The following is a 12,733-nucleotide window of genomic DNA, read 5'->3' as shown; positions in this document are numbered from 1 at the left end:
CGGGGTGCGGCACATGCGCGGAAAGAACGAAGACACCGGCGAATTCCTGGGCGCGAGCCGCAGCGCGCAGCGCCGCGAGGCGCTCGACGTGCTGGCGCTCGCGCAGCAGCTGGTGGCGCTGGACCCGGGCCGCCTGGACAAGCTGCCGCTGGGCGACGACCTGCCGGAGTTCATTGAACGCGCGCGGCGCATCACCTCGCACATCGCGCGCAAGCGCGAGATCGCATTCCTGGCCAAGCAGCTGCGCCGCGAGGACGACGAGGCACTGGACGCGATCCGCGACGCGCTTGAAGTGGACGGTGAAGCCGCGCGCATCGATGCCGCGCGCCTGCACCGTGCCGAAGACTGGCGCGAGCGCCTGCTCGGCGACGACGGCGACGCCGCGCTGGCCGCGCTGCTGGAAGAATTCCCCGGCGCCGACCGCCAGCGCCTGCGGCAGCTGGTGCGCAACGCGCTGGCCGAACGCAAGGCGAACAAGCCACCGCGCGCGTTCCGCGAGCTGTTCCGCGAAGTGCGCGCGCTGCTGCAGCCGGCCGATAGCCAGGACGACCACTTCGGTGAAGGCGACGACGACGGCGACCGGGAAGGCGACGACAGCACGCCCTGACGGGGGATCGCCGGGACCGCGCGCCGGCATCAGGCGCGCGTGCCGCCGACGGTGATGCCGTCCACGAGCAGCGACGGCTGGCCCACGCCCACCGGCACGCTCTGGCCGTCCTTGCCGCAGACGCCCACGCCGTCGTCCAGCGCCATGTCATGCCCGACCATGCGCACCTTCTGCATCGTTTCCGGGCCATTGCCGATCAGCGTGGCGCCCTTCACCGGCGCGGTGACCTTGCCGTCCTCGATCAGGTAGGCCTCGGTGGCCGAGAACACGTACTTGCCGCTGGTGATGTCGACCTGGCCGCCGCCGAAGTTGACCGCGTACAGGCCCTTCTTCACCGAACGGATCATGTCCGCCGGGTCGTCCTGGCCGGCGCGCATGTAGGTGTTGGTCATGCGCGGCATCACCAGGTGCGCGAACGACTCGCGGCGGCCGTTGCCGGTGGGCGCCACGCCCATCAGGCGCGCGTTGAGCGTGTCCTGCATGTAGCCGGTGAGCACGCCGTCCTCGATCAGCGTGGTGCACTGCGTCGGCGTGCCTTCGTCGTCGACGTTGAGCGAGCCGCGGCGATTGTCCAGCGTGCCGTCGTCGACGATGGTCACGCCCGGCGCGGCGACGCGCTGGCCCATGCGCCCGGCATAGGTGCTGGTGCCCTTGCGGTTGAAGTCGCCCTCCAGGCCATGGCCGACGGCCTCGTGCAGCAGCACGCCGGGCCAGCCGGGGCCGAGCACGACCGGCATGATGCCGGCCGGCGCGTCGATGGCGTCGAGGTTGACCAGCGCCTGGCGCAGCGCCTCGCGCGCGAACTGCTCCGGTCGGCCATCGCCGAGCAGTTCCTCGTAGGAGTAGCGGCCACCGTAGCCGGCGTAGCCGCTCTCGCGGCGGCCGCCCTGCTCCACGATCACCTGCACGTTGAGCCGCACCAGCGGACGCACGTCGCCGGCGACCACGCCGTCCGAACGCGCCACGAGGATCGTGTCTACGCCGCCCGACAGGCTCACCATCACCTGCTTCACGCGCGGGTCGGCGGCGCGCAGCAGGCGGTCGACCCGCCGCAGCGCCTCGACCTTGGCGTCGTTGCCCATGGCATCGATCGGGTCGGTGGGCGCGTACAGCGAGCGTGCGCCCGCCGGTACCAGTGTCCTGGCCGCGTGTTCGTGTCCGCTGCGCGCGATGGCGCGCGCCGACTGCGCCGCCGCAAGCAGCGCCGCACCGTTGATGTCATCGGAATAGGCGAACCCGGTCTTCTCGCCGCTGATCGCGCGCACGCCCACGCCCTGCTCGATCGAATGCGAGCCGTCCTTGACGATGCCGTCCTCGACCGTCCAGCTCTCGCGGCGCGCGTGCTGGAAATACAGGTCGCCGAAATCGATGCCCGGCCCCAGCAGCTGGCCGAACGCGCGTTCGAGGCCCCCGCCGTCGAGGCCCGCGGGCAGCAGCAGGCGGGCTTCGGCAAGGGCAAGGGCTTGGGTCATCAGCTGGAGTCCGGGAAGGCGTTGCAGGGGAGATGCGGGCGTACGGCAGCGAATCAACCCGACGCGGGCACCACCGGACCCGCGCGCTCCGCTGGCGGCGGCTCGCGAACCTGCACCTCGACCTTCGGATCCTTCCACGGCCCGGTGACGTGGTAGACCTTGGCGCCCACGCGGCCCAGCGGCCGCTCGAACACCGCGTTGGCCACGGCCCCCACGGCGGCACCGACCGGCCCGGCGGTGAGCGCACCGACCGCGGTGAGCAGCCCGCCGGTGCGCGGCACCACCTCGATCACCTGGTCGTAGGTCTGCGCGCGCAGGTCGGCCGTGCCGCGGATGCTGATTTCGGCCGCGGCGCCATCGATCAGCATGTCGTCGCTGCGCGCCTGCCCGGCGCCGAACGCGACCGTGCCGCCGATGCGGTTGAACGCGAAGCCCTTGGCGAAGAAGTCGCGGAAGTCCAGGGTGAGGCGCCTCGGCAGTTCGGTGATGCTGAGCAGGCCGAGGACCCGGCCGGCGCCGGGCTCGACTTCCACCAGGCGGCCATCCTTCACCGTCAACGCCAGGCTGCCCTCGAGGGCGTCGAGCCGGAAACCGGCCGGGCCGCCCGGCCAGGTCGCGTCGAAGTCCGCTTCGCCTTCGCCACCGTCGAGGCGCTGGCCCAGGCCGAAGCCGGACAGCAGTGCGCCGAAGTCGCGACTTGCCAGCGACACCTTCACGCGCGTGCGCGCGGCCTGGCCGCGCCCCAGCCAATCGCCTTCGACCTCGACACGCTGCCTGCCCCGCACCGCATGGAACTCCTGCACCAGCAGCCCATCCGCCGTCTGGCGCGTGCGCAGCCGGGCCGTGCCCAGCGCGGCAGCGCCGAACCGCAGGTCGTCGACGGTGATGTCCAGCGGCGGGATGCGCGCCGGGTCGATGTCATCGGCGGCCGCGGCCTCGCCCTCCCCGTCGGCGCTCGGCGTGCCACCGCCCGCGCGCGCACCGGGTGCGGGAAAATGCAGCCGCTGCAGGTGCGCGGTCAGCGCGGCGCCGGAACGTCGCGGCAGCAACAGGCCACCGGCCAGCGCCGGCCCGTCGAAGCGCACCGAGGTTCCCGCCGCCACCGGCTCGGCCAGCACGCGCGTCTGCGTGAAGCCGCTGCCCAGCAGCTGCAGGCGACCGGCCAACACGTCGATCCGGCGCAGTGCGAGCCCTTCGCCAGCGTCGGCGTCCGCGTCGCCACCACCCGCCAGGCTCGCCCAGTCGAGCGCGTCCAGCACCGGCGTGCTCCCGGTGACGACCAGGCCCGACGCCGGGGGCTCGCCGTCAATGCGCCCGCGGCCCAGCACCGCGCGCACCCCGGTCTGGTTGCCGCGGCTGCGCGCGCGCAAGGCGACCCGGTTGCCCAGGGCCACGTCCACGTCGCCCTCGCCTAGCGGCAGGTCGACATCGATGCGTGCCGCCAACGGCGTGGCCGCCGGCTTGTCGAGCGGCGCCGGCAGCATCAGCTGCGTGCCCACCAGGTCCGATCGCAGCTGCAGCCGTCCGCCGCCTCCGTCGCTGCCGGCATCCACCGGGATCGCCACTGCGAGTGTCCACTGCGATCGCCCGCGCAGGCGATCGCCGAGCCAGGCCAGCTGCGGCGCACGGGCGGCGAGTTCGGACGCGGCCAGGCTGGCGCCGAGCTCGGCCTCGAAGGCGTTGCCGCGATCGGCGACATGCCCGGTGCCGGCACGCAGGGCCAGCGTGCCGGCCAGGCCTTCGCGGCGCACGCGAAGCGCATTGGCAACGAAACCGTTCTGGTCGTAGCGTGCCTCGCCGCGGACATCGTCGAACGCGACGTCCCAGCGTTTTTCGCCCAGCGTCGCGCCTTCCAGCAGCACGCGCCCGGAAACCGCCGGCCGTATCGGGTGCTGGTGCAGCGGCAGGTCCAGGGCGAACGCCGCGCGCATCGGGCCCGCGGCGGACAGTCCCTGCAGCAGCGCTTCGCGGCCCTCGCGCAGCGGGCTGGCGCGCAGCAGCGCGAGGACCGGCGCAGCATCGCCGGCGATGTCGGCGCGCACCAGCAGCGGCGCATCGCCGAAATGGGCGATGCGGCCGGACAGTGTCGGCAGCGGCACTCCGGCCAGCTGCGCACGTCCCGACACCGAAAATCCATCGGCGATGAAGTCGACCACGCCGTCGAGGCCGTTCGCGGCCGGCCAGTCGGGATCGAAGCGCAGCACCACGTCGTCGAGTCCCGCGCGCGCGTGGAACAGCCCAGGACCGGCGGTCTTGCCCGCGGCGCTGAACGGCCAGTCGTCGAGGTCGCCGGACAGCACGGCACGCCCGCCGCGCACGTGGCCGCCGACCAGGGCCGTGTCCAGCCAGTCCACCGCCGCCCGCGGCATGCGGTGGCGGACCCAGAAGCGCTTGGCCACCGGGATGTGGGCATCGTCGATGGCCGCCGCCAGGTCCACGCGCGGGCGCGTGCCGTCGCCCTGGAAGACCAGGCCACCGCGCACATCGGCGCCGTAGCCTTCGCCGCTGACGCGCAGCGCCGGCGTATCGACGTGCCAGCCCGCGCCGTCGCGCCAGGCCGTCACCCTGCCCGCGAGGCGCACCGCGTGCGCCGGCGGGCCGAAGCCGCGCGGCCAGTCGAAGCGCATGACGGCCTTGCGGTCGAACGCGAACGTCACGCCGTCGGCGTCGCCGACCAGGGTGCCGGAGAGTCCGGACACGCCAGGGGCATCGCCGACCGCGTCGAACCGCAGGTCCTCCACCTGCGCGCGCGCACGGAAGCGGCCGCTGGCATCGCCCGCGACCTCCACATCACGCAGCACGCCACCCGGACGCGTGTCGAGAAGCCAGTCGGAGAGTGCGGGCGGCATGGCGCCTGCGAGCGCGGCCAGCGCCAGCAGCGGTCCGGCATCGATGCGCTCGGCGACCAGCGCGCGACGCGCACCGTCGGCGACCAGCAGGCCGTCGAGCACCTGCGCATCCGCGCCGGCCCCGACCCGCAGCCGCGGCGCGTCGACGCGCCAGCCGCCCGCGAGCGCGAGCCAGCGGGCGTCGATCTCGACGCGACCGAAATCAAGCGATGGCGCGGCGGAGCCCGCCACTGCGTTGCCGCGCAGGCGCACACCATCCAGTTTTCCGGAGACCCGGAGGTCGGTGACACGGTTGCCGCGCAGGTCCGCCCATGCCTGGATCCTGCCGGTTCCCGCCGCCGTCCCCACGCCCACCGCGCGCAGCCCCGACCAGGCCGCCAGGTCGGCATCGCGCAGCGCCAGCCAGGCGCGGCCATCGCCACGGCTGCGATCGAGATCGGCCGAAATGTCCAGCGGCGAGACGCCCTTGCGCATCCAGGCGCGCGCCGCGACGCGCACGCGCTCACCGTCCACGCGCAGGCGCAGGTCGACCTCGCTCAGGGCCGCATCGATGCCGAGCGCGGGGGCCAGCACCGCCAGGCGGCCATCGATGACCTGCAGCTCGCCGAGGCCTTCGAGTGCAGCGAAGGGATCGCCACCCGACTGCGCCTGGCCCGGCAGGCCGCGGACCTGCCAGCGCCCGTCATCGTCGCGCTCCAGCGTGAGCTCCAGCCCGCGCAGCCGCAGCTCGGTGAACGAGCGCCCGGGCAACAGGCCGGCGTATTGGGAGACAAGGACTTCCGCCGCGCCGATCGGGATCGCGTGCGGGCCGTCGCCGATGCGCAGGCCGTCCAGTCGCAGCAGCGGGCCGCGCCGGGTCCACTCGGTCTCCACGTGGTCGAACGCGACCGTGCGCCCGGCGCGCTCGCCAAGCCAGGCGGCGATGTGGTCGGGGTGGCGCTCGGCCAGCGGCAGCAGCTGGCTGGTGATGCCGGCGCCCAGCGCCATCAGCACCAGGCCGATGGCCAGTACATACCAGGCGCCGCGCCTTGCGACGCGCAGGCCACGGCGCAGCGGCGTCGGCGGCATCAGGCCCACGCCGCGCGCCCGGCGTGGCTAGAGCAGCACCACATCGAACTGTTCCTGGAAATACTGCTCGTCGGCCTGGAAGCGGATCGACTTGCCCAGGAACTCCTCGAGTTCGGCGACCGCCGCCGACTCCTCTTCGGTGATCCGGGTGACGACTTTCGGCGAGGCGATCACCAGCAGGCGCTCGGCATCGAACTGGCGCACCGCGCGCACGATCTCGCGGAAGATCTCGTAGGTCACGGTCTCGTCGGTCTTGAGCATGCCGCGCCCGCCGCACTCGTGGCAGGTCTCGCTCAACTGGCGCTCCAGGCTTTCCACCGTGCGCTTGCGCGTCATCTCCACCAGGCCCAGCGGCGAGAAGTCGTAGACCGTGGTCTTGGCGTGGTCGCGCAGCAGCGATTTCTCCAGCGTGCGCAGCACCTGGCGGCGATGCTCGGCATCGACCATGTCGATGAAGTCGATGATGATGATGCCGCCCAGGTTGCGCAGCCTGAGCTGGCGCGCGACCGCCTGCGCGGCTTCCAGATTCGTGCGGTACACCGTCTCCTCGAGGTTGCGCTGGCCGAGGAACGAGCCGGTGTTCACGTCGACCGTGGTCATCGCCTCGGTCTGGTCGATGACCAGGTAGCCGCCGGACTTCAGCGGCACCTGCTTCTCCAGCGCGCGGCCGATCTCGTCCTCGACGCCGTACAGGTCGAACACCGGGCGCGCGCCGCTGTAGTGCTCGATCCGCTCGGCGAGCCCGGGCATGTACTGCGCGGCGAACACCTGCAGGCGATCGCAGGTCTCGCGCGAATCCACCTTCACCTTTTCCACGTCGCGGCGCATCAGGTCGCGCACCGCGCGCATCGGCAGGGTCAGGTCCTCGTAGACGCAGGTGCCGACGCGCGCGCTGGCCACCTGCCCTTCGACCAGCAGCCAGGCGCGTGCCAGGTAGGCGATGTCCTCGGCCAGCGCTTCAGAAGGCTGGCCCTCGGCGTTGGTGCGCACGATGTAGCCGTGCTGGTTGCCCGCCGAGAACCCGGTCACCAGCGACTTGAGGCGCGCACGTTCGGCTTCGTCCTCGATCCGCGCGGACACGCCGACCACGGTCGACTGCGGCAACAGCACCAGGTAGCGCGACGGGATGCTGATCTGCATCGTCAGCCGCGCGCCCTTGGTGCCGATCGGATCCTTGACCACCTGGACCACGATGTCCTGGCCGTCGCGCAGCAGCTCGCTGATCGGCGGCGTGGCCGCGGGCTGCGGCGGCTCGTCGCCGACCAGCTCGGGCGGGCGCAACGAGCGCATCACGTCGTTGGCATGCAGGAACGCGGCGCGCTCCAGCCCGATGTCGACGAAGGCCGCCTGCATGCCGGGCATCACCCGCTGCACCTTGCCCTTGTAGATGTTGCCGACCACGCCGCGCCGCCAGCCGCGTTCGATGTGCAGCTCCTGCAGCATGCCGTTCTCGACCACGGCCACGCGCGTCTCGCGCGGGGTCACGTTGACCAGGATCTCCTCGCTCATGCCCGGCCGCCGGCGCGCGGCGTGCGCGCGTTGATCCCGAAGCCGCGCAGCAGTTCGGCGGTCTCGTGCAAGGGCAGCCCCATCACCCCGGAATAGCTGCCCGCCAACCGTGCGACGAAGCGTTCGGCGCCGCCCTGGATGGCGTACGCGCCGGCGCGGCCCATCGGCTCGCCGCTGGCAACGTAGTCCGCGATGTCCTCGTCCGAGAGGTCGGCGAACGTGACGTCGGTCGCCACCAGCACCGAAGCCTCGCGCCCCGCCGACACCAGCGAGACCGCGGTCAGGACCTGGTGGCTGCGTCCGGACAGGCGTCGCAGCATCGCCGCCGCCTCGGCGGCGTCCGCGGGCTTGCCGAACACCGTGTCATCGAGCACCACTTCGGTATCCGAGCCCAGCACCACCGCAGCGGGCACCGCGACCACGCGCAGCAGCCCGGCCCCGGCCTTCTCGCGCGCGACGCGGGCCACGTAGCTGGCGGGCGCTTCGCCCGGCGCACGCACTTCGGCGACTTCGACATCGAGCACGCCGAAGTCGAGGCCAAGGCGCGCGAGCAGTTCGCGGCGGCGGGGGGATTGCGAGGCAAGATGCAGCATCCGGCAAGGATACCGCGCATGAACGCCGGCCCGACGCGCGCGCGCCGGCCAACCCCGGAGCGGCTCACGACCCGTTCACTGCATGAGCAAGACCCTTGTTCCCTTCGTTCTGGAGACCACGATGCCCCATTCCGCCCTGCGCCCGCTGCTGCTCGCCTGCGCCCTCGCCCTCGGTACCACCGCCATGACCGCTTCCGCACAGACTCCGGCCATGCAGGCCGCCAGCGATGCCACCCTGCTGTCGGTCTCGGCGCGCGGCCAGGCGAGCCGGGTGCCCGATGTCGCCACCGCATCCGCCGGCGTGGTAACCCAGGCCACCGACGCCAGCGCGGCGATGCGTGCCAACGCCGCACAGATGACCAAGGTGATGGCCGCCATCCGCGACGCCGGCGTGGCGGAAAAGGACATCCGCACCACGGGGATCAGCGTCAATCCCGAATACCGCTACGCGGAAAACAAGGCGCCGGAGATCACCGGCTACCGCGCCAGCAACACGGTCAGCATCAAGGTCCGCGACATCGACCGCCTCGGCAAGGTGCTCGACGCGCTGGTCGCCAGCGGCGCCAACGACATCAACGGCCCCGCGTTCGAGATCGACCAGCCCGAGGCGGTCTACGACGAGGCGCGCCGTGCCGCGCTCGACCTCGCGCGCGCGCGCGCCGCGATGTATGCCAAGTCGCTGGACCTGCGTGTCCGCCGCATCGTCAGCATCAGCGAAGGCGGCGGCTTCCAGCCCCCCCAGCCGATGATGATGATGAAGTCGATGGCACGCGATGCCGAGTCCACACCGGTGTCGCCGGGCGAGACCACGCTGGATGCGAACCTCGACGTGGTCTTCGAACTGGGGCGCTGACATGGGCGGATCCGATCGCAAGCAGGCGCCACCCTCCCCCGATCCTCGGCCGGGCAAGAACCCGGGCTACGCCGAACCGCAGCCGCGTGATCGCACCGAAGCGGGCCGCGGTGCAAAGCCTCGCCCGGACCCCGAAGACGGCGGCCTGGCACCCGACCGCGAAAACGACCCCGCGCCCGGCGGCGACTGAGTCCCCGCCGCACTGATCCGCCGCCGGTCGCCTGCGGGCGGCCGTGCGTCGCTGCGCGCCTTGCCGCGACGCGATGGACCGGGCAGCTTGGACGCGTAGTCCAGTCGCGCCACGCGGCCCAGACAACCCCTCGGCCGCGTCCCGCGCGTTGGCATGCATGCCGGACATCAGCCGGTGCATCCGAGGGAGGTGGTCCATGGTCCTGCATCCCGTTATCCACGGTCGCGACGCCGCACGCCCCGATCCTGTCCGTATCGCGGGCATCAGCGGCACCCTGCTGCTGAACTCGGCGGCGTTCCTGCTGCTGCTGGCGCCGATGACCCGGACGCTCGAGGTGCCTCGCGCCGAGGCGCCGCCGGTCGTGGTGCTGGTCCCCGACCGGCCGAAGCCGCCTGATCCGCCGCCGGTCGAAGTGGCGGTGGTGCGCCCGCAGCCCACCGCCCCCGCGCCAACATTCGCCCCGCGCATCGAGGCGCCCGCCATGCCGCCGGCAATAGTGGTGGAACACGGCAGCGTCGCGGTGGATCCGGAGCCTATGGCCGAATCCGCCGCCGCCGGCAGCGTGCTGCCGGCACACGGCCCGGTCACCGGCATGCGCCTCGAGTACGGCGAGGCGAGTGCTCCGCCCTACCCGCGCGATGCGCTGCGCGATGGCGCCGAAGGTACGGTGATGCTGCAGGTCCTGGTGGGGGTCGACGGTCGGCCGCTGGAGGTCACGATCCACGCCGGCAGCGGCCATCGCCGGCTCGACGAGGCCGCGCGCCGCCACGTGCTGCGCCACTGGCGCTTCCGTCCGGCGCTGCGCGGTGGCGAGCCGGTGCAGGCGCTGGGCCTGGTGCCGATCGAGTTCGTCCTCGACCGCGGCTGAGCCCCACCGCGCCTAGGCGCGGTGGTAGGGATGGTTGGCGAGCAGCGCGGCCGCACGGTACAGCTGCTCCGCCAGCACCAGGCGCACCAGCATGTGCGGCAGCGTCAGCGGGCCCAGCGACCAGGTTTCGTCGGCGCGGGCCAGCACCTCGTCGGCGTGGCCCTCGGGCCCGCCGACGAGGAAGGCGAGGTCGCGCCCCTGCCCCCGCCAGTGCTCAAGCCGGGTCGCCAGCGCTTCCGAGTCCCAGGCGCGCCCGCGGCTATCCAGCGCCACCACGTGCACGTCCCGCGGCAGCGCGGCGAGCACGCGCTGGCCTTCATCGCTGGTCGCGCGCACCGCATCGCGGCCCTTGCCGCGCAGGCCGGGCGTGATTTCGACAAGTTCCAGCGGCAGCCAGTGCGACAGCCGCTTGCGGTATTCGGCAAAGCCCTCCGACACCCAGCCCGGGGGGCGCTCGCCAACGGCGACCAGGCGCGCTTTCATCGGCTCCGCGCGGCGGCCGCCAACAGGCGGATCAGCCCCGCGTCTGGCGGGGCGCGGCGCCTGCGTCGTGGCCGGCATCGGCGTCGGCGTCGCGGCCCGGCGGCTCGTCGCCCACGGTCCACAGGCGCTCGAGCGCATAGAACTCGCGTACCCGCGGCAGCATCAGGTGCACCACCACGTCGCCCAGGTCGACCAGCACCCACTCGGCCTCACGCTCGCCCTCCACGCCCAGCGGCTGGCAGTCGAGGCGCTTGGCGAAGCGGACCACCTCGTTGGCGATCGCCTTGACGTGCCGCGTGGAGGTGCCGGATGCCACCACCATGTAGTCACAGACGCTGGTCTTGCCGCGGACATCGATCTCCACGACGTCCTGGGCCTTCAGTTCGGCGACCGCCTCGAGCACGGTGGCCAGCAGCACTTCGACTGCGGGGGGCGGGTTGGGCAGACTGGTCTTGATGACTTGGGTGGGGGTGGTCAATGGGGTCGACTCGTTGGCGTGGCGGCGATTATAGCGAAGCGGCGGTCCCGGACCCGGGCCCGCCGACATACAGCCGATGTTGGCGGATATGTGCGGCAACGGCCGCCGGCACCATCGGCGGCCAATCCTCCCCGGCGGCGATGCGGCGCCGCACTTCGGTGGAGGATTCGTCGCGCAGTTCGGGCAAGGCGAGCACGGCGTAGCCACCGGCCGGTGAATCCGCAAGCGCGCTGGCCTCGCGGCGCCGGAACTCGATGCCACGGTGCACCGTGAACGCCAGGCGCTCCACGGTCGCCGCGTCCAGCGGCGCACCCGGGCGCTCCACGGCGAGCACGTGGCCGTGCGCGAACAGCTCCCGCCAGCGGTGCCAGCGGTCGAGCTGCAGCAGCGAATCGCCACCGACCACCCAGGCGATCGGCCGGTGCGGGCCCTGTTCGGCACGGATCAGGCGCAGGGTGTCCACGCTGTACGACGGCCCGTCCCGGCGCAGTTCGCGCCGATCGACCCGCATCCCCGGCTCGCCCGCGATTGCCAGCTCCAGCATCTCCGCGCGCGCCTCGGCGTCGGCGTGCGTGCGCGCCTTGTGCGGCGGATCCGCGGCGGGCAGCAGCACGACTTCGGCGCCAAGCCGGTCGCGCACCGCGCACGCGATGGCCACGTGGCCGAGATGCACCGGGTCGAAGCTGCCGCCGTAGCAGGCCAGCAATGTCACGCCGCGAGCAGCGGCAGCGCGCGCGCGTCGGCGACCGCGAGCAGCAGGCGCTCCAGCACCTGCCAGGCGTCGCCCTCGCCGCGCCCCTTGGCGATGCGGTCGATCCGTCCGGCCACGGCCACGAAGCGCTCCCAGCGCGCCGCCGGATGGCGTGCCAGCGCGCGCTTGTACGCCGCCTGCTTCGCATCCCAGACCCGCTGCACCTTGAATTCCGCGGCCAGGTTGCCGCCACGCGCCTGCACCCGCGCCAGCGCCGCCGCGCGCTGCAGCTCCATCACCACCATGCCCATCAGCGCCGGGACCGCTTCGCCCTCGGCGCGCAGCCCTGCGAGCATGCGCACGGCCTGCGCGCCTTCGCCGTTGAGCGCGGCGTCGACCAGGCGGAACACGTCGAAGCGCGCGGCGTCGGCCACCAGCACCTGCATGCGCGCGGCATCGATCACGCCACCCTCGGCCAGCAGCACCAGCTTGTCGATCTCCTGAGCGGCGGCCAGCAGGTTGCCGTCGACGCGTTCAACCAGCAGCTGCACGGCGTCGCGATCGGCGCGCACGCCGCGCCGCCGCAGCCGGGCCTCGACCCAGCCGTGCAGCTCATGCGGCTTGATCGCCCAGGCCACGGCAATGGAACCGGCACGCGCGACCGCCTCGCTCCACTTGCCGCCGTGCTTGCCACTCCATTCGCCGCCGGTGACCAGCAGGCAGGTATCGGGCGGCGGGTCGGCGCAGTAGGCGGTGATGACCTCGGCGCCCTGCTTGCCCGGCTTGGTGGTGGGCAGGCGCACCTCGATCACGCGCCGTGCCGAGAACAGGCTGGGCGCGCGCAGGCTCGCCTCGAGCCCGTCCCAGTCGATGTCACGACCTTCGACATCGAACACCTCGCGCTCGGCGAAGCCCTCTTCGCGCGCCCGGGCGCGGATCGCATCCGCCGCCTCGAGCACGCGCAGGGTTTCCGGGCCGGCGACCAGGTAGACCGGCGCCAGGGGCGCTCCGGCAAGCCCGGTGGCCAGCTGCTCCGGCGTCAGTTCCCTGGCCATCGCCGCCGATCCAGCCC

The 12,733-nt window shown here is 72.8% G+C and carries 12 protein-coding genes; 4 read left to right on the top strand and 8 right to left on the bottom strand.

The annotated features are described in order from the left end of the window. Positions 1-13: 13 nt before the first annotated feature. Positions 14-607 (top strand): ribosome biogenesis factor YjgA, encoded by a 594-nt coding sequence (gene yjgA, locus JGR64_RS06165; protein ID WP_199372520.1) that lies wholly within the window; start codon positions 14-16, stop codon positions 605-607. Positions 608-636: 29 nt separating this feature from the next. Here the strand turns inward: yjgA and tldD are convergent, their stop codons facing one another. From tldD to JGR64_RS06145, 4 genes are read right to left on the bottom strand one after another with little or no spacing between them, the layout of a single operon-like run. Further along, positions 637-2,082 (bottom strand): metalloprotease TldD, encoded by a 1,446-nt coding sequence (gene tldD / locus JGR64_RS06160; RefSeq protein ID WP_199373206.1) that lies wholly within the window; start codon positions 2,080-2,082, stop codon positions 637-639. 50 nt (positions 2,083-2,132) lie between these two features. Continuing rightward, entirely contained in the window at positions 2,133-5,996 is a 3,864-nt protein-coding gene (locus tag JGR64_RS06155; RefSeq protein WP_199373205.1) for a YhdP family protein, read from the bottom strand. A gap of 27 nt (positions 5,997-6,023) precedes the next feature. Next, on the bottom strand, positions 6,024-7,505 hold the full coding sequence (rng, locus tag JGR64_RS06150; RefSeq protein WP_199372519.1) for a ribonuclease G: 1,482 nt from the start codon (positions 7,503-7,505) through the stop codon (positions 6,024-6,026). Then, positions 7,502-8,098 carry a Maf family nucleotide pyrophosphatase gene (locus JGR64_RS06145; RefSeq protein ID WP_199372518.1) on the bottom strand — a complete coding sequence of 199 codons (597 nt, stop codon included), beginning with the start codon at positions 8,096-8,098 and terminating at the stop codon, positions 7,502-7,504. Before JGR64_RS06145 ends, rng begins: the two co-directional genes overlap by 4 nt. Before the next feature lie 121 nt (positions 8,099-8,219). On the opposite strand from JGR64_RS06145, the gene JGR64_RS06140 reads away from it, so the two are divergent. From JGR64_RS06140 to JGR64_RS06130, 3 genes are all read left to right on the top strand, one after another. Beyond that, the gene (locus JGR64_RS06140; protein ID WP_199372517.1) at positions 8,220-8,951 is read left to right on the top strand and encodes an SIMPL domain-containing protein; all 732 of its coding nucleotides are present in this window, start codon (positions 8,220-8,222) and stop codon (positions 8,949-8,951) included. A gap of 1 nt (position 8,952) precedes the next feature. Continuing rightward, on the top strand, positions 8,953-9,141 hold the full coding sequence (locus tag JGR64_RS06135) for a hypothetical protein (RefSeq protein WP_199372516.1): 189 nt from the start codon (positions 8,953-8,955) through the stop codon (positions 9,139-9,141). Between the two features lie 196 nt (positions 9,142-9,337). Continuing rightward, on the top strand, positions 9,338-10,009 hold the full coding sequence (locus JGR64_RS06130) for an energy transducer TonB (protein ID WP_199372515.1): 672 nt from the start codon (positions 9,338-9,340) through the stop codon (positions 10,007-10,009). A 12-nt stretch (positions 10,010-10,021) separates the two neighbouring features. Here JGR64_RS06130 and rlmH read toward each other — a convergent pair whose 3' ends face one another. Genes rlmH through holA form a run of 4 tightly spaced genes read right to left on the bottom strand, consistent with a single transcriptional unit; the run spans position 10,022 to position 12,716 of the window. Then, complete coding sequence (gene rlmH / locus JGR64_RS06125; protein WP_199372514.1) at positions 10,022-10,492, bottom strand: 23S rRNA (pseudouridine(1915)-N(3))-methyltransferase RlmH; 471 nt, start codon at positions 10,490-10,492, stop codon at positions 10,022-10,024. Positions 10,493-10,523: 31 nt separating this feature from the next. Beyond that, entirely contained in the window at positions 10,524-10,970 is a 447-nt protein-coding gene (gene rsfS / locus JGR64_RS06120) for a ribosome silencing factor (protein ID WP_199372513.1), read from the bottom strand. Positions 10,971-10,998: 28 nt separating this feature from the next. Beyond that, positions 10,999-11,682: a nicotinate-nucleotide adenylyltransferase gene (gene nadD / locus JGR64_RS06115; RefSeq protein ID WP_199372512.1), complete on the bottom strand. Its 684-nt coding sequence runs from the start codon at positions 11,680-11,682 to the stop codon at positions 10,999-11,001. Then, positions 11,679-12,716, bottom strand: coding sequence for a DNA polymerase III subunit delta (holA, locus tag JGR64_RS06110; RefSeq protein WP_199372511.1), 1,038 nt, complete (start codon positions 12,714-12,716; stop codon positions 11,679-11,681). The genes nadD and holA overlap by 4 nt, the downstream gene beginning before the upstream one ends. Positions 12,717-12,733: the final 17 nt, after the last annotated feature.

This window comes from Luteimonas sp. MC1572 (genome assembly GCF_016615815.1).
Classification (GTDB): domain Bacteria; phylum Pseudomonadota; class Gammaproteobacteria; order Xanthomonadales; family Xanthomonadaceae; genus Luteimonas.
The sequence above is the reverse complement of the archived record's forward strand: the minus strand, read 5'-3'. Positions and strand labels throughout refer to the sequence as shown.